Below are 17,933 nucleotides of genomic sequence, written 5' to 3'. Positions count from 1 at the left end.
GGCAGCGTCTCCTTCCCCCGCTTCGCGGGGGAAGGCCGGGATGGGGGACAGCGTACTCCGTATAAAAAACGCGTACGCCGCCAAAAATCACTTGCCTTCCAGCACCTTGATATCTGCGCTACCAGTGCGATCCTTCACATCTTTACGCTGTTCGGCAACGTCTTTGGCGCTGACCTGTTTGTCGGACTTATTTCCCCAGCTGGTGCGGATAAAGTTCACCACATCCGCGACCTGCTGATCATTCATGCGCCAGCCAAATGCAGGCATGGTGATGGTTGATGGCGCACCTTTCACACCCGGCAATTCGCCGCCCACCAGCACGATATGAATCAGCGAGGTTGGATCGTCAGCCAACACCACCGGATTGCCGCGCAACGCAGGATAAAAACGTTGATAACCGCTGCCATCGGTTTTATGACACGCTGCACAACTGTCGACATACAGCGAGGCACCCGCCTGATGATCATCCCCTTTCCACAGCGCTTTCGCCGTTGCCTCATCAACGCTGAACACCGTTTGATGCGGATCTTTCGCACCCAATGATTTCAGATAACGCGCAATCGCCGTGATGTCGTTGTCGCTCAAGTGCTGCAAGCTATGCTCAACCACTTCGGTCATGCCGCCAAAGGCTGCGGTGTGATCGTTACGACCGTAACGCAGGAACTGGCTCAAATCGTCTTCACTCCAGCGGCCTAAACCATCGCGGTTGTCGCCGCGCAGGTTGCTGGCGGTCCAGCCGTCAACCGGTGCGCTGCTGCCAGACAGATAATCATTCCCTTCGTTATTGGTCAGGGCTTTCTCTTGCATAGTGATGCTACGTGGCGTGTGGCATGCGCCGCAGTGGCCTAAGCCTTCAACCAGATAACGTCCTCGTGCCAGCGTGGGATCTTCCTGCTCAGCCGGCTTGAAAGCCTTCACTTCCGGTGCAAACACAGTACGCCAAATCGCCAGCGGCCAACGCATCGAAAGCGGCCAGGGAATATCGCTGTCTTGATTAGCTTGATTAACTGGCGCAACGCCATGCATGAAGTAGGCATACAACGCCTTCATGTCGTCATCATTGACCACTGCATAAGAGGGAAATGGCATCGCCGGATAGAGCGTATCGCCATTTTTCGCCACGCCGTGACGCACCGCTTTTTGGAAGTCGTCGTAGCTGTAATCACCGATCCCAGTCGATTTATCCGGCGTGATATTGGTCGAATAAATAGTGCCGATCGGAGTGACCATCGGTAAGCCACCCGCAAAGGCTTTTCCGTCTTTGCTGGTGTGACACGCCACGCAGTCACCGGCACGCGCCAGATACTCGCCGCGCTTTACCAAATCGCTGTTGCTGTCGTCCGCCAGTGCAGAGAACGTCAATGTGCCCAGAATCAGGGCCAAAATGCCTTTTTTCATCGCCATGTTCCTTATGCCTGCACCAGTGGACCTGGATTTTTCAGGTACTGCTCGCGGATGGCTTTCGCGGACCAATACGTCAGCGCCGCCACCATGCCTGTTGGGTTGTAACCCAGCCCTTGCGGGAAGGCTGACGCGCCAGGTACAAACACATTCGGCACATCCCAGCTTTGCAGATAGCGGTTAACCGCGCTGGTGTTGGGATCTTCACCCATGATCGCCCCGCCATTCATGTGCGTGGTTTGATAAACGGTGGAATCGAAATGGCTGTCAGCGGTTTTCGCGGCGCCCATGATCAATTTAGGGTTCATCGCTTCCGCAATTTTGTGCATTTTGCTGACCATGAACTGCGCCATCTTGATGTCATTTTCCTGCCAGTCAAAGGTCATGCGCAGCAGCGGCTGGCCGTGGGCATCTTTGTAGTTAGGATCGAGATCAAGGTAATTGGCACGATAAGATTGGTGCGCGCCGTGGGCATCCATCGACACGTGATGGGTGTAAGTGTCCGCGACGGCGGCTTTCCACTTACTGCCCCAGTTTGGCGTGCCGGTCGGCGTCGGCAGACCCGAAATCGGTTTGGTACCCGCCTGGTTAACCCAGAACGGCGAACCACCGACAAAGCCGTGCGGGCCGTGATCAAAGTTGTCGGCATTAAAGTCATCCACACCTACGCCTGCGCCACCCGCACCAATAAACGGATTGGTGGTGGTGTTTTTGTCGAACAGCGCTTTAAGCGTGGAGATGTTTTGGTACGCGAAGTTGCGACCAACGGTGCCTTCATTGGTAATCGGGTTATAGGGCTTGCCAATGCCCGACAGCAGCATCAGATGCACGTTGTGGAACTGGAACGCAGAAAGAATCACCAAATCCGCCAGCTGCTCAACTTCACGGCCTTGACCATCAACGTACGTCACGCCGGTGGCGCGCTTTTTGTCATCGGTCAGATTAACGCGCAGCACGTAAGCGTTGTTGCGTAATTCAAACTTCGGCTCCTGACGCAGCGCGGGCAGGATGTTGACGTTTGGCGATGCCTTGGAATACATGTAGCACGCATAACCGCTGCAGTAGCCGCAGAAATTACACGGGCCCATTTGCGCGCCGTAGGTGTTGGTATAGGGGCCAGAGGTGTTCGCTGAAGGCAAGTCATAAGGATGATAGCCAACCGATTCTGCCGCCTGGGAAAAGAGCTGCGCCGAGTAGGTGCGCTTTTGCGCTGGCAGTGGAAACTTATCTGAGCGATCGGGTGCAAACGGGTTGCCACCGATCTCTTTGCCCACCACTTTACCGTTGATGCTCCACGGCGTACCGGAGGTGCCAAACACTTTCTCAGCCTTGTCAAAAAAGGGTTCCAGCTCGTCGTAGTTCACGCCGAAATCTTGAATCGTCATGCCTTCAGGAATGAAGTTTTTGCCGTAACGCTCTTCGTAATGACTGCGCATACGCAATTCAGTCGGATCAACACGGAAATGCACGCCAGACCAGTGCAGGCCCGCGCCGCCGGTGCCGGTGCCGGGTAAAAAGGCAGCCAGCTGACGATAAGGCACGGCGGTTTGCGACGCGTTATGGCGAATCGTTACGGTGCTTTTTGACAGATCCTGGAACAGCTTTTTGCGGATGTTATAGGTCAGTTCATCAATGGATTGCGGATACGATCCATCAGGATACGTATCGCGATGCGGACCGCGCTCTAGCGCCAGCACGGTTAACCCGGCTTCGGTCAGCTCTTTCGCCATGATTGCGCCAGCCCAGCCGAACCCAACAATCACCGCGTCTACTTTTTTATTTTCGTTAGCCATGCTTACGTTCTCTCTCCGCGAATCGACACTGACGGGAACGGATATTGTTCGCCGCGCTCTACCCAATCCATAAAGTCGGCGCGGGCGCCTGGGAAGCCAATCAGCTTCCAGCCCACCATGCCTTGATTGCCGCCGTGGATCGGATCGCTGAAGAAGCCTTCGCGGGTGTTTTGAATCAGGAACGCAAAGAAGGTTTTACTTGGCAGTTGTTTGAACTCGGCTTTGCCGCTTTCCATTGCCTGTAACAAGGCGTCTTGCTGGTCGCCAGTCAGCTCAGCGAACACTTTTCCATGCTGCTGTTTGCTATAGTCATCCGCATCGGCGAGGCCCAGCCGATAGATTTGCTGCGGTACCAGCGGTAGCTGATAACCCAGCTCTTTCGGCAAGTCAGGATTGAACGGTCCCTGCATGTACCAGGTTGCACCGGTCGCATAAGGGGTATTCATCTGACGATCGATAAATTCCGGTACGCCCGCTTCCAGTGCGCCGGGACCCCGATCATCGTTGGGGATCAGGCGCGCGACCGCCGCCTTAATAAAAGCGAACTCTTCGGCAGTAAACCAGTTGGGTTGATAATCACGCGCCTGTTGCGGGCCGGTTGAATTTACTTCTGCAGCCTGCGCTGCCATTGGTGTTGTGAATGCACCCATAGTAGCGCCACCCACCGCCATTGCTGGCGCCAGGGTGATGGTCTTCAGCAAAAAATCCCTGCGTGAATGACCCTTTTTTTGTTCTGACATGACATTGCCTCAGTACCGCATACAATGCGGCATGAAAGAGTAATTGATTGCGTTGTAATGGTTTTTATAAGCGGTTTTAGGGTTACAGCTTCATTGTTACCGGTAACAATTGCCGTTAGTGTAACACCGTTAGCCACAAAGATTGAGGGGATGGAAACAAAATCGCACAAATTCATTAACATCCATCGCCACGCATTCATTGTCTGATACATCACATCACTTACAGAGAGCAGCCAAAAACGTTATAACAGTCTGCACACAACAGCGGAGAACCTATGTTTAAGTCCTTTTTCCCCCGGCCAGCGCTGTTTTTTAGCTCAGCAGCGATTTGGAGCTTGCTGGCTATTTTTGCGTGGTTCGGTTTTGCCGATCATATACCTGCGTTATGGCCAGCTTTTGATGCCGCAATGAAACAGCCTTTACCGACCACGGCAGCACGCTTTATCGCTGCCAGTCAGCTATGGTTTTATGCCTATTACTGGATCATGGTGACCGTTTTCGCGCTGGCCTGGCGGGTGATTGATAATCATCCCTGGCAGCGTTGGTCAGTGTGGGGTTCAGCCCTGATTATCTTTGTGACCTGGTTTGGCGTGCAGGTTGGCGTGGCGATTAACGCCTGGTATGGGCCTTTCTATGACCTGATCCAGAAAGCGCTGACTAAAGCCGGTTCGGTACAAATCAGTGAATTTTATGGTGAAGTCAGAGCATTTTTAGGCATCGCATTGATTGCCGTAGTGATTGGCGTGATGAACTCATTCTTCATTAGTCATTGGGTGTTCCGCTGGCGTACCGCGATGAACAATTACTACATGCACAACTGGCAACGCCTGCGTCATGTCGAAGGCGCCGCTCAGCGTGTACAAGAAGACACCATGCGCTTTGCCACCACGCTGGAAGATTGGGGCGTGAGCTTTATTCAGGCAATTATGACGCTGGTGGCCTTTTTACCGGTGCTGGTCACGCTGTCACATCACGTTAAAGATGTGCCGTTTCTGGGTAACATTCCCTATGCGCTGGTGATCGCCGCGGTGCTGTGGTCAGTGTTTGGTACCGGGCTGTTAGCATTGGTGGGAATTAAACTGCCGGGGCTGGAGTTCCGCAATCAGCGGGTAGAAGCAGCATATCGTAAGGAGCTGGTTTACGGCGAAGATGATGCTTCACGCGCCTCGCCACCCACCGTGCAGGAGCTATTCAGCCGAGTACGGACTAACTATTTCCGCCTTTACTTTCACTATCTCTATTTCAACATCACCCGCATTCTTTATTTGCAGGTGGATAACGTCTTTGGCTTGTTCCTGCTGTTTCCGTCGATTGTGGCAGGCACCATTACGCTGGGATTGTTAAACCAGATTACCAACGTATTTGATCAGGTGCGTAGCTCGTTCCAGTATCTGATTACGTCGTGGTCAACGCTGGTGGAGTTGATGTCGATCTACAAACGTCTGCGCAGTTTCGAGCAGATTTTGCAGGACATTCCGCATGAAGAGATGATGCGTGAGGCGTCCGAAGAGGTGTAGTTTGGGCTTGGACTGTGGTCTAGTGCGAGGTCGTTTATCCCCCACCTCGGTCCTCTTGAGTGCGAGGTCGTTTGTCCCCCACCTCGGTCCTCCCCCATACATGGGGGAGGAAGATGCTGCAATATGCGAGTAGTAAAGCTGCATGTGGCAGCGTCTCCTTCCCCCGCTTCGCGGGGGAAGGCCGGGATGGGGGACAGCGCGCAGAGGACAGAGGACGCGCGCAGAGATCAGACTTAAAGCGCTATACGCATCACGCTGTCTGGATTTTTCGGTGGCTCTTTACGCGAACCCGGCTGCTTGACGCTAACAAACAGCGCTTTGCCATCGGCTGACAGCGCCAGGCTGTTCGGCAGACCCGGCGTTTTCACCGTACGCTTCACCTTGTAGCTGCTGGCATCAATGATGCTCACTTCGCCCGCTTTACGGTGTGTTACATACAGCTCATCGCGATCGGCATTGAACAGCACCGCCAGCGATTCCGGCACGTCAATCTTATGAATGACTTTTTGATCGCGTAAATCAACGACCAGCACCTGCGACTGTTTTGAATCGCTGAGGAACGCACGCTGACCTTTTGTATCCAGAGCAATATTCAGGAAGAAATGCTCTTTTTCCGCATCAATCTTCTGCTTTTTCTCAATGGCATTGGTACGCGTATTGATAGTGACCAACTCGCCGTCGCTATTGGTGACATAGATTTTTTGCGCGTCAGAATCGACGGCTAAACCGGTGCCCATTTTGCCGGTGTTCGTCACGGTGCTGATCAGTTGCAGCGTTTTACCGTCAACGACCCACACCACGCTTTCAGGGCCTAAACCCGTGACGTAGACGCGATCGGTTTTCGCATCAACGGCCACTTGACGCGGCTGCAGTGGACGCACGTTTTCGCCACGCTTGCGGCTGTCCAGCACCAGCGTGTTCAGCACTTTGCCGCTGCTGGCGTCAACAGAGGTTAACGAGCCATTCACGGTATTGCCGAAGTAAAGAATATTGGTTTGCGGATTAATCGCAGCGCCAAAGGTTTTCAGCTCAGTGTTGATTGATTGCTTCACCGCTAAATCCTGCGGATCAAGACGGAAAACGGTGCCGCCTTTGCCGTCAGCGTTTTGCGCAGTCGCCAGGAATAGTGCGTTATCTTTCTGGCTTACTGCCAGCTCGTAAGCACCTTTACCAATCGGTTGATTCAGATCTTCAGCTTGTGCAGCCAGTAGACCCGAAACAGAAAACAGTGCTGTTGCCAGCAGCAGAGGACGCAGCGCCCATTGCTTAGTCGTTAAAGCTTTCATAACTTCTCCATAGTAAATCCACCGCGAAAAGCAGCGGAAAGAAAGCCCATCATTGCAACCTGATAAATAAAGCAAAAATTCCCGTCATACTTCTCATAGCAGGCACGTTGGCTGCTCTCATTCACGCGAATCACTGACTTCAATATGCTCATCAGGATTTACGGATTTGCCGCCTTCCTACAACGCGAATTATTCAGGGTATAAAAAATGAGAATGGATATTATTTGAGAATAATAATTATTTCGGTGGGAAAGTGACAGGATTATTATTGCCAGGTACTGGCAGAAACGCCGACAGGACGCCCAAAGGCGTCCTGTCGGCGCAAGAGATAACTTATTTAGTCAATTCAGCGGTCATGTGTACGCCGTTATTGAAGTAAGCTTCAGTCACTTTATAGGAAGCACCAGTTTCCTGAGCCTGTGCAGCGATTTTCGCTTCTGCACCATCCAGCGTAGTGCCGGTAGCGGTCACGGTTTGTGCAAAACCAGCAAAAGGCAGGAGTGAAAGAGTCATTACAGCAGCAAAAGTTTTGATGGTATTCATGGTCAATTCCTTGGTCAATTTTTAAGAAGTTAGGCGTTGTCGCCTTGTTGATAGATATATTAGGTGAGAAGTTGATCAAGAAAAAGCGGAGAGATTTGCTGAACTCATTCAAAATAACTGATTATAAAAAGCACAATTAGCGCAGTAAAGACGCAAAAGGTTAATTCACTATGCCAAATAAAAAAGGCAGCATATATCGCTGCCATAGAAGAAAGTTATCCGTGGTGTCTCACGCGAGTAAAGATGGTGATGGCTGCCAGTAACATCAGCGCGCCGCTGGCGAGGAACACACCGCCTGCGCCTTGTAAATCGAACATCCAGCCGCCAGCCGCAGCACCAAAGGTAATTGCCAGCTGAATGGTTGCCACCAGCAAGCCGCCGCCCGATTCTGCATCATCCGGTACTGCACGAGAAATCCAGGTTGACCAGCCGGTCGGCATCGATCCAAACGCCATGCCCCACAACGCCACGCCTGCGCCGACCATCCAGCTTACATCGCCAAACGTCACTAACAGAAACGCCGTTGCGCTCATTAACAACGCCATGCCGCTTAAGGTTAACGACACGCTGCGCGTCACCAGATAACCTGCCAGCGAAGTACCGAAAAAGTTCGCGACGCCAAAGGCCAACAGCACCAGCGACAGCTGATTCAGATTCAGTAGCGCCACACCCTCAAGGAACGGGCGCAGATAGGTAAAGAAGGCAAAGTGACCGGTGAACATCATGATCACTGCCAGCATTCCCCAGCGCATCACTTTGATTCGCAGCAGATCTAACACGCCGCCGTTGCGCGCTTTGTTCTCTGCAGGCATCGCAGGCAGGGTAAAGAATTGCCACAACAGCGCCACCGCGCCCAACATCGCTGTCAGCAGGAAGATATTACGCCAGCCGATGAGGCCACCAAGATAGCTGCCTGCCGGCGTGGCGATAATCGTTGCCAGCGAAATCCCGCTGAACACAATCGACAACGCGCGCGGCACCTGATCGCTGGGCACTAGCCGCATAGTAATGGCGGTCGAGAGCGTCCAGAATCCCCCGATCGCCATGCCCAGCAGTACGCGGGCCAGCAGGATCACAGTCAGGTTTTCCGCAAACGCCACCAGCAACGCTGAGGCGATCATTAACAGTGAAAATGTCAGCATCACGACGCGGCGATCAAGACGGCGCGTGACGCTGGCCGTGATCAAACTGGTAAACAGCGCGACCAGCGCGGTAACCGTCACCGTTTGCCCCGCCTGTCCTTCTGAGACGTTCAAACTCGCCGCCATCGGCGTCAACAAGCTGACCGGTAAAAATTCGGCGGTAATTAAGCTAAAAACGCCAAACGCCATAGCAAATACCGCGCCCCACGCGGGACGGGCGGGTGAGGAAACCTCATCAGCCACTTCTGTGCTCAGACTCATGCTGCTTCTCCAGAGGATAAAAAAAAGTAAGTGTGAGCATAGAGGGCAGACAAAAGACGATCTATGATGCGTACACCGTGTTTATTGATAATTCGTCTGGAATCGCATGAGCCACTATGAAGATCTGACCAGTGAACTGCTGATGGGAATGCGCCTGTATGGTGTGAATTACCAGCGTATCGAAGTCTCTGCGCCGTTTGGACTGCGCTTTGATAACGCGCCAGGCCGCGCGCAGTTTCACTTTGTCGGGCGCGGTTCGCTGCTGGTGCGCAGCGCTTCCGGCAACATTTTTCAGCTCAACAGCGGCGATGCTCTGCTGGTGCCGCACGGCAAGCCGCACAGTTTGATCTCCAGCGAAGAAGCGTTATGCGAGTCGATTAACAAGCTGGAAAGCAAGCCGATCTGCGACAGCGTCTGTGCGATTGCCGCGCCCGCCGATGCGTGTAAAGACGAACACAGCGTGATTCTGTTTAGCGCCTGTATGGCGTTTGAATTGGGCGGCATGCAGCCGCTGATCAACACCATGCCAGACGTGATGCTGGTCAGCACCCTATTGTCACAATACCCTGAAATCAGCCCAATTTTGGCGGCGATGGAGCGAGAATCACGTACTCGACAGGCGGGTTTCGCCGGTATTTTGTCGCGCCTTGCCGATGTGGTCGCCGCCCTGATTGTGCGTGGCTGGGTAGAGAACGGCTGCGGTCAAAGCAGCGGGTTAGTGCAGGCGATGCGCGATCCGCGGTTGAGTCAGGCGATTGCCGCGATGCACCGTGAACCCGGCGAAAACTGGACAGTGGAACGTTTAGCCCGCGAAGCGGGTTGTTCACGTTCGGTGTTTGCGGAGCGCTTTTTGAATGCAACTAACATGACGCCGCTGCGTTATCTGACTGAACTGCGCATGCGGCTGGCGGTACAGCGTATCGTGAATAATGGCGAAGCCGTGGAAGCCGTCGCCTATCATCTTGGCTACGGCTCGCTGGCGGCGTTTAGCCGTGCATTTAAACGCATTGTGGGACAATCGCCCGGCGCACTGCGTGCGGGTCGAGACAGCACGCAGGCGGTGGCTTCTTAGCGGAACACGCTGATCGCTTCGACCAAACGGTTGGCCTGATGCGTCATGCGCCCCGATGCTTCGGCGCTTTCCTGTACGCGAGCAGCGTTCTGATGCGTAATATCATCAAGATCTTCAACCGCCGTGCTGACTTCACTGAGGGCGATGGATTGTTCGGCGGTTGCCGCACTGATCTGTGCAATCAGCGACGTCACGTTTTGCACCTGCGAGACGATATCCTGCATGGTTCGACCCGCAGCATCCGCATGATCACTCCCCGACTTCACGCGGCTGGCGCTGGTTTCCACCAGCGTTTTGATCTCGCTGGCGGCTTTGGCGCTGCGCTGCGCCAGGCTGCGGACTTCACCCGCCACCACAGCAAAACCTTTGCCCTGCTCGCCGGCGCGCGCCGCTTCTACAGCTGCGTTCAGTGCCAGGATATTGGTCTGGAAGGCGATGCCATCGATCACGCTGGTAATGTTGGCGATACGCTTAGAACTGTCGGCGATCTCCCCCATCATCCCCATCATCTCTTTCATCACTTCACCGCCTTTGATCGCGGCGCCGCTGGTGTTAGCGGAGAGCGAATTCACTTCGCTGGCGGTTTCGGTGTTGCTCTTCACCGTGGCGGTCATTTCGTTCATGGTGGCGGCGGTTTGCTGCACATTGGCCGCAGCCTGTTCAGTACGTCGACTCAGTTCGTTGTTGCTGCGCGCAATCGCATCGCTGGCGCTCAAGACGTTTATCGCCTGGCCGCTAACGTCATCTACCAGCCAGCGGAACATGAGGCCAAGCTGCCCAATAGCGCGCAGCGTCATGCCCACTTCATCAACGCGATCCATCTGTTCAACTTTATGGCTGGATCCGGTTGCCACGCTTAACGCTTGTTTGCACATGCGTTCGATTGGACGCGAAATTTGTTGTTCCAGCCATGCACTGGCCAGCAATAGCAGCATCGCCATGCCGCCCGCAAAGCAGCTGAGCTGCAGAGATGTCACGCCGAGTAGCCAGACACTGGCGACGGAAAGCGGCAGCAGTGCAAATAAGGTGCTGCGGATGCGCCAGCGCAGCGGCAGGGTTTTCAGGATGGAGCTAAAACCACGCCAGCCACTCCGCACGATCAATCCCTTATGAAAACGGCGTCCTTTGGCCTGACCTTCACGAAATTCGCGGTAGAGCTTTTCGGTCTGGCGCACTTCTTCTGTGCTGGGTTTGGTTCGCACAGACATATAGCCTTGCACTTTGCCTTCACGTACCACAGGAATGGCGTTGGCGCGCACCCAATAGTGGTCACCGTTTTTACGACGGTTTTTTACCAGCGCGGTCCAGGGTTCCCCCTGTTTCAGCGTTGCCCACATATCAGCAAACGCCTCAGACGGCATATCCGGGTGGCGCACCATGTTGTGCGGCTGACCGTCTACTTCTTCTGGCGAGAATCCACTGGCCTCGATAAACGCGTCGTTGGCGTAGGTGATGTGGCTATTGAGATCGGTGGTCGACATCAATGTCGCATGATCATCAAACACATACTCACGCTGAGATACGGGTTGGTTATTACGCATGGGAAATTCCTTGAGGCAAGCCGGCCAGGTAAAAAGAAAACGATTACGAATTGTTATCTTTTCGGCAAGTCGCCGCAGACTCTTTAGCGTTTCTGATTAATTTTCCCCATGAAAAAAGCCGCTTTGAGGCGGCTTTCACATTTTTTAGGCGTTTGAATCGATTAGAAGGGTTTGAGAGTAAATGAAATCCTTCTTTAAAACGCAGCAACCGCGAGAATGACAAAACTGCACGGCTCTACCCGAATAATTCGCGTTGCAGGAAGGCTCGCCGGCTTACTAAAGTAAGCGACGGGTGTGAAACTGCGTAGCCAACGCATCTGCAACGCGAAGAATGAAGGGTAGATTAGAATTGCCAGCGCACGCCAACGTTATACCGCCACCCTTTGGCGCCGTTGCTATCAATCTCTTTGCGGTAATCCGCTTCTGCATACAACGACAGATCTTTTTTCACTGTTGCGGTTCCGCCTGCGCCTAACTCCCACATTTGCCCGACGTGGCCGCTATCGAAACTCCCGCTGAATGAGGGATTATCGACGGCTGAAACCGTGCTTTTTACCGTGCCGCCCCAGCCTTTGTAGTAGTTCGCGCGTAGATAAGGTGTGTATTGGCGATGACTCTCGTCCGTCCAGGTGCGATCCAGGCGTGCACCGAGACGACCCAGAATCTGGTTATCATTGTCGTAACGCACCTTGTTGCCATCTGCATCAACAAAATCACTCATGTTGAGCTTCATGTACATCAGCTGTGCCTGCGGCTCTAACTTGATATCGTGTGCCAGCTCAAAGGGATAACCGCTCTCTAATGACGCGGTCCAGCCATTCGCTTTTAACGTCGCCACATCTTTCTTACTTGCGACATCGGTTTCACCGCGATGGCGATCAAACGACAACATGCCATCAAGATAGAACCCATTTTGGCGCTGCCAGGTGCCGTAAAAGGCCAGGCTGTCGCTGTCAAAACTGGTGCTGCTGTAACCGTCTGCAGCGTCAGGCCGAATACGCGTGTTACCGCGCGTGTAGGCTAAGCCGCCGCGCAGGCTATCTTTTTCACCATCAAGGCGCAGCAGATTACCGCCCACCTGAACCGCGCTGTAATCGAGGTCAAAATCGTAGCCGTAATCGCGGAAACGCTGGTCACTTTTGTATTTCAGGTTAGAACCGATGTAGCGCAAAAACATCTCGCCGCCATCGCCTTCTGAGCGCGTTTGCTCGTGGCGTAGTTCACCCAAACGCTTATGCAGATCGTCAATAATCGCGGCGGTGTAATAAGCCAATCCAACGGGTGCGGAGATATAGGATGGCACCTGCGGCACGACCGCTGGGCGTGATTCCGCTCGGCTACTGCTGATATTTTGGTTAGTTGTGGTATCAAACGGCGTGGTCACTAATGTTGAACAGCTGCTTTCTCCCTCGCAGACGTAGTAATTTGCCAGACGATAATCCCAGTAATTATTGCCCGTTCCACTGACCAGGCGCTGATTCGGATCGCTGCTGCCTGGTGCAAAGCTGTAGAGACGATATTGCCACGGCCCTGCCGCAATGTACCCGCCCGCCAGCGCCAGGCTGTTGCCGCTGGCATTGCCTGCGACCTGCGCCAATGAAATCCCTTCACCGGCATCAATGCCGCCGTTACGGTTGAGATCGGTCAGCATACCGGTGCTTGCCGCATCGAGCTGTACATCCATTAGCGTGGTGCCGCTGGCGTTCCCCTCAACATTGAGATGGTCAGTGAACTGATTGCTCAGCGCCCCGCCTTGGTTGAGACGGGTGAGCAAATTGAGCTGTCCGCCGTTGGAGGCCAGAGAACCCTCGATATCCAACGTATTTCCCGGTGAACCGCCGCCGTTGGTTAAATCGATAACGCCTGCGTTATTCACCACCAGCGAGTTATCACTGCCGCCCGCCAGCGTCGGATGCACATTGTTGCCTGCATACAGTATGGAATCGCTACCGATGTTGATGGTGCTGTGCGCCAGTTGCAGGTTATCGGTCAGAGTCCATTGCGAGCCATAGAAGTTTAGGGTGCTCCAGCCGCTGCCAAGGTTTACCCCTTTGCTGAGATCGTCGGCGCTGAATGAGCCGCCTCGTGCAGCGATATCATTAAAGGTCAGCGTATTACCGGTGCCGTTTCCGCTGGTGAGATGGTAAGTCGTGCTGAGATCAACACCGCTGACTTCAGCCAGATTGTTGTTATCGCCGCCCATCGTCAGGCTGCCGTTGAGCGTACCGCCGGTCCAGCGGAACGTATCGCTGCCGCCGCCAGGATTGATGTCGCCGATTACGCCGCCTTCGGTCAACAGGATCTCATCGTTGGCGTTGCTGCCCGCCACCGCGACGGTAGAAGGGTTGGCGGTGATGATCGTGCCAAGGTTTTCAAACAGAGTTTGTCCACCGCGCAAATCAACCACCGGTGAAGTCAGGCTATTTGATGTAAAAGTGCCGGTGTTCAGGATACTGCCTGCGGTGCTGGAAACCAGAGCTGAGCCGCCGGCGGTATCATTGATATTAACGTTGGCTGCGGTCATCACTCTGCCCGTGGTATTGGCGCGAATCCCAGTGCCGCCCGCGCCGTTGACGTTAAAGACGTAACCCGAACCCAACGTGAGATCGCCCTGCGTGGTTGAGCCGTCGGCATTGACGATATTTAAACCGGTCCCGCTGCCGTTGACGTTGGTGGTCACGGTTGAAGCGGGATCGAACGGCACGGCGGTTCGTATGCCGTTGCCATCACCCACGTTCACGGTGAGATTACTCAGACTCACGTTACCCAGCTCCGCACGGTTTTCGATGCCGTTGCCGGAGCCGTTAACATTGATGGTGGCGTCGCTGGCGCTGAGTGAAGACGCGCCGCTGTCCAGCAAAATGCCGTGCGCATTGCCATTCGTGGTAATCGCCGTGTCGCTGCCGGTTAAAGCCAGCTGTGCGCCATCACTAATGCGTACCCCCGCCACACCGTTGGCGACAGTGATCACTCCCCCTTTCGCCAGCGTCGATCCCGATCCGCTGACATCCAGCCCGGTTCCGTTTGCCACATTGACCACACCGTTATTGCTGATGGTGCTGCCGCTGCGCGAACGGATGCCGATATTGCTGCTGCCGGTAAGATCAACGTTGCCGTTGTTAACCAGCTCTGCGCCGTTGGTGACGTCGATACCTACCGCATTGCTGCCTGTGCCGTTAACTGAACCGTTGGTCGTGATGAGCGTCGGTGCGTAATCGCCGTTTAACGTGTTGCTGAGATCGGTACGCAGATTGTTAACCAGTACGCCGACGCTGCTGTCGCCGCTTAGCGTGATGGCGCTGCCCGCGTCGAGCGTGGCCTGTGCACCGCCTTCCGCGCGTATTGCGGTGCTGCCATTACCGCTGGCGTTGAACTGGCTGCTGCCGCTGTTCAGTGTGCTGTCGCTGCCAGAAACGATCACGCCGGTGCTGTTGGCGGCGCTGCTGGTTAATGCGCTGCCGTTGCTCAGTGCCAGCGTCGCACCATCATCAATACGATAACCGGTTGAGCCGCTGCTATTGACGTCAAGCACGGTTGCGGCGCTGTTGATGAGAGAACCTGAGCCGGCTGCGTGATAGGCAATTTGATCGCTGTTGTTAAACACCGGCGTGGAGGCTGATGAGACGTTAACCTGCGCACCACTTACTGCTTCTGCGCCTATCGCGCCAACGCCGTTGAGGTTTACCGCGCCGCTATTGAGATTAGCCACTGCACCGCTGCCGCTGGCACTCACGCCTCGAGTACGGCTGCGGGTGCTGCCACCGTTGACGTTAATCACGCCGCTGTTATTGGCAGTGGTGGTGGTGCCACTGCTGTTCACCGCGATGCCCGTACCGCCATCATTGATAGCGATATTGCCGCTGTTGGTGCCGGTTGCGCCGCTTTCAACGCGGATGCCGGTCGAGTTTGCCCCGCTGAAGTTGATATCCCCCGTGTTGGTTAACTGTGCGCGGTTACGGGCCAGATAGCCGGTTAGGCCATTTTGTGAAGCGTTCAGGGTTGCCGCTGAATTCAGGCTGGTGCTGGCGACTGGCGATCCACTGTTGCTGCCCGCGAGTGTGTGTTTTTGCCCATCAACAATCGCGCCAATCGCATTGCTGCCTGTCAGATTCATTCGGGTAGCGGCATCTATTGTGCCCAGTGCACCGCCTTCAATGGTGACGCCGTTCGCGCCGGTGCCGCTGACGTTGATCACCGCATTTTGGGTATTCACGCGGGTGCCGCCGGTTCCACTGCCCATCACGGCGGTTGAACCTGCGCCGGATGCGGTAAGCAACAGATTGCTGCCGTCGAAATCGGCGCCCTGCTCAACGCGGAACAGCGTGGAGTTTTGTGTGGTGACATCAAACGGATTATTGCCCGCCACGTTGATGCGTGCGTTGGGTCCGTAAGCAAAGAAGGCAATTTGATTGCTGCCGTTGGAGAAAGTCGGTACCGCTTGCTGCGCAACTTGTACCGTGGCGTTGCCGCGGGCATGCACCCCAATTGCGCCAATGCCGCTGAGGTTGATCGGGCCATCAACGGTAGACTGCGCCGTGCCAGTGCCTTGCCCTTCTACCCATACGCCGTAATTGCGTGTTCCGCTGGCAGGATCGGCGCCGCCCGCCACGTTAATGGTTCCGGTAGAGCTGGCGCTGGCGGTGTTGCCGTTGGTTGCCAACACTTTCAGGCCGGTGCCGTTAACACCATTCAGGTTGATGGTGCCATCGTTAACAATATTGCCACTGCTGTTGATAGCCGCTATGCCGATGTTTTCACGCGGAACCGTTGCTGCTGCGCCGTTCACGTTAATCGTGCCGGTATTCATCAAGGTGGCGTTGTTGGCATTGGTTGCAGACATGCCCGCGCCGTTCTGTACCCGTGAACCGAGAGTGATATTGCCTGCGTTAATCGCGGTGCCGTTCGCCACCAGCGCGATACCGCTGGTCAGGCCGCTCTGGTTCATTGCGGTGTCGGCCACCGCTTCACCGGTGCTGTTTTGTGGCCCACGACCAATATAGATATTACCGCTAGCGGTATTGGTAAACGTGGCGCTGGGATCGGTCAGTAACACGCCAGACGTGGTACCGCGCGCGCTGGAACCGTTAACGCCAACATTAATATTGCCGCTGTTATTGGCCGTGGCGTTATCTGCCAGCGTGATGCCCGCTACGCCATATTGAGAATTGCTGCCGGTGGTCGCCAGATTAAGTATTCCATTGTTATCAAAAGTGCTGCCGCTCTGCACCGCTACCCCGTTTGCGCCATAACCGGTCGAGCCAATACCGGTGCCATCTTGCCGATTGAGAAAACCGCCGTTAATAACACCATTATTGGTGCCTTTGCTGTTATCGGTTAACACCAGCGCCGTACCGTTGTTAGTCACGGCTCCCCGGCTAGCGAGCTTGCCATCGATCACCGCTTCTGCGCCGTTGGCCGCTCTTATTGCTCCACCTGTTGCGCCCACCACTTCCAGCGTTTTTCCTGCCGCCAGATTTACTCGCGCGTTAGCCCCATCAGCATTGATCACAATGCGTTGCCCAATACTCTGCGTAACTTCATCCGGTGGCGTGGCGCTGACGTTGTAAACGATATTGGCGTTAGTGAATGTCACCGCCTTGTTGAATTCAGCCTGATAGCGTGTTTTATCAAGGTTGCCCGCTTTGAGTTGGTCAATCAGCCAGTTGTTGTAGGCTCGCAATTGGCTGGCATTGGTGACGGTGAAGTTGGTGCTGCTGCCATTCAGGGTGGTAACACTGAATGCGCCGTTGTATGTGGCTAAATTCTGTACCTGATAGCTGCTGGTTGCACTCGCGCCATTCGGCGTGGCGGCGCTACCAAAAAAGCTGATGCGGTTATTACTGTTCCAGTTCACCGTGCTGTTGGCACCCACATCAAACAGTTGTGTCTGTTTAGCTGCCATTGACCAGCTATTCGTGCCGGCGCTGCTGGCAGCGTTTGCCTGGCCGATATTCACATTTAGCGTACCGCCAGTAACATCCGCGATGCGTGCATTGATATATTGCTCGCCCAAGACATTTTGTACATCAGGAACAGGGGTGGTGCCAGTAACCGGCGCTAAAGCCGTTAGGCTGGCAGGGTTATAGACCTGGAAAGTCGTATTTGAACCGGTGGCTGCATCGGGGATCGTAATCGCGAAATTTTGCGGGCCGGGATCAAGACGATCTTGATTGAGATATTGCGATCCCTGCGTGATGACAACCTGCCCTAGCGCGGTAGTAACAGCACCGTCTGTTCCCGCCGTGAAAGCTTGATTGCCGCTCAACGTTTCTGTGCCGCTGTTCACCACCAGCTTGCCAACCTGATTATCATTTACCTGCGGCGTATAAGTGCCCAGTGTAGCCGCCTGAACAGACATAACTGGCGTAAACAGCAGTTGTGCTGTCATCATCCCTAAAGCAATCGGGTTTAATTTCAACCTCATTTTTATCTCCAAAAAAGGCGTGCAGGAATCACCTTACCAGGCAAGGTTTAAAAAGGATGGATATGATAAAATTGCAGGAATTAACGCTTCCCAGATTGCTGAAAAAAAGTCGGGATCAGTGACTGATTATTATTTTATACAGCCGAGCATTACTGAATAAAATTAATCACTCAAGGCTGAAAATATTATGAATTGATATATAGACGTAATTGC

10 protein-coding genes are annotated in these 17,933 nt (G+C 54.3%); 2 read left to right on the top strand and 8 right to left on the bottom strand.

Annotated features, from left to right (window positions below):
- Positions 1-87 precede the first annotated feature (87 nt).
- Genes SC127_RS11645 through SC127_RS11635 form a run of 3 tightly spaced genes read right to left on the bottom strand, consistent with a single transcriptional unit; the run spans position 88 to position 3,934 of the window.
- Complete coding sequence (locus SC127_RS11645; protein WP_332626546.1) at positions 88-1,398, bottom strand: c-type cytochrome; 1,311 nt, start codon at positions 1,396-1,398, stop codon at positions 88-90.
- Between the two features lie 11 nt (positions 1,399-1,409).
- Entirely contained in the window at positions 1,410-3,194 is a 1,785-nt protein-coding gene (locus SC127_RS11640) for a GMC family oxidoreductase (protein ID WP_215847865.1), read from the bottom strand.
- Between the two features lie 2 nt (positions 3,195-3,196).
- Entirely contained in the window at positions 3,197-3,934 is a 738-nt protein-coding gene (locus tag SC127_RS11635) for a gluconate 2-dehydrogenase subunit 3 family protein (RefSeq protein WP_243078772.1), read from the bottom strand.
- A 275-nt stretch (positions 3,935-4,209) separates the two neighbouring features.
- Between SC127_RS11635 and sbmA the strand changes: the two genes are divergently transcribed.
- On the top strand, positions 4,210-5,451 hold the full coding sequence (gene sbmA, locus SC127_RS11630; RefSeq protein ID WP_332626543.1) for a peptide antibiotic transporter SbmA: 1,242 nt from the start codon (positions 4,210-4,212) through the stop codon (positions 5,449-5,451).
- A 233-nt stretch (positions 5,452-5,684) separates the two neighbouring features.
- Here the strand turns inward: sbmA and yncE are convergent, their stop codons facing one another.
- From yncE to SC127_RS11615, 3 genes are all read right to left on the bottom strand, one after another.
- On the bottom strand, positions 5,685-6,737 hold the full coding sequence (yncE, locus tag SC127_RS11625; protein ID WP_332626541.1) for a 7-bladed beta-propeller protein YncE: 1,053 nt from the start codon (positions 6,735-6,737) through the stop codon (positions 5,685-5,687).
- A 333-nt stretch (positions 6,738-7,070) separates the two neighbouring features.
- The gene (locus SC127_RS11620; protein WP_215847867.1) at positions 7,071-7,280 is read right to left on the bottom strand and encodes a DUF1471 domain-containing protein; all 210 of its coding nucleotides are present in this window, start codon (positions 7,278-7,280) and stop codon (positions 7,071-7,073) included.
- Between the two features lie 215 nt (positions 7,281-7,495).
- Positions 7,496-8,683 (bottom strand): MFS transporter, encoded by a 1,188-nt coding sequence (locus tag SC127_RS11615; RefSeq protein ID WP_215847868.1) that lies wholly within the window; start codon positions 8,681-8,683, stop codon positions 7,496-7,498.
- A gap of 106 nt (positions 8,684-8,789) precedes the next feature.
- Here SC127_RS11615 and SC127_RS11610 point away from each other — a divergent pair, with 106 nt between their 5' ends.
- Positions 8,790-9,755: an AraC family transcriptional regulator gene (locus SC127_RS11610; protein WP_215847869.1), complete on the top strand. Its 966-nt coding sequence runs from the start codon at positions 8,790-8,792 to the stop codon at positions 9,753-9,755.
- Here SC127_RS11610 and SC127_RS11605 read toward each other — a convergent pair.
- A complete protein-coding gene (locus SC127_RS11605) occupies positions 9,752-11,296 on the bottom strand; it encodes a methyl-accepting chemotaxis protein (protein WP_215847870.1) in 1,545 nt (514 codons plus the stop codon). The two genes, SC127_RS11610 and SC127_RS11605, sit on opposite strands and share 4 nt — an antisense overlap.
- 343 nt (positions 11,297-11,639) lie before the next feature.
- The gene (locus SC127_RS11600) at positions 11,640-17,720 is read right to left on the bottom strand and encodes an autotransporter outer membrane beta-barrel domain-containing protein (RefSeq protein WP_332626538.1); all 6,081 of its coding nucleotides are present in this window, start codon (positions 17,718-17,720) and stop codon (positions 11,640-11,642) included.
- Positions 17,721-17,933 lie beyond the last annotated feature (213 nt).

Origin of the sequence: Pantoea sp. T14 (genome assembly GCF_036663535.1) — a bacterium.
Lineage (GTDB): Bacteria > Pseudomonadota > Gammaproteobacteria > Enterobacterales > Enterobacteriaceae > Pantoea > Pantoea phytostimulans.
The sequence above is the reverse complement of the archived record's forward strand: the minus strand, read 5'-3'. Positions and strand labels throughout refer to the sequence as shown.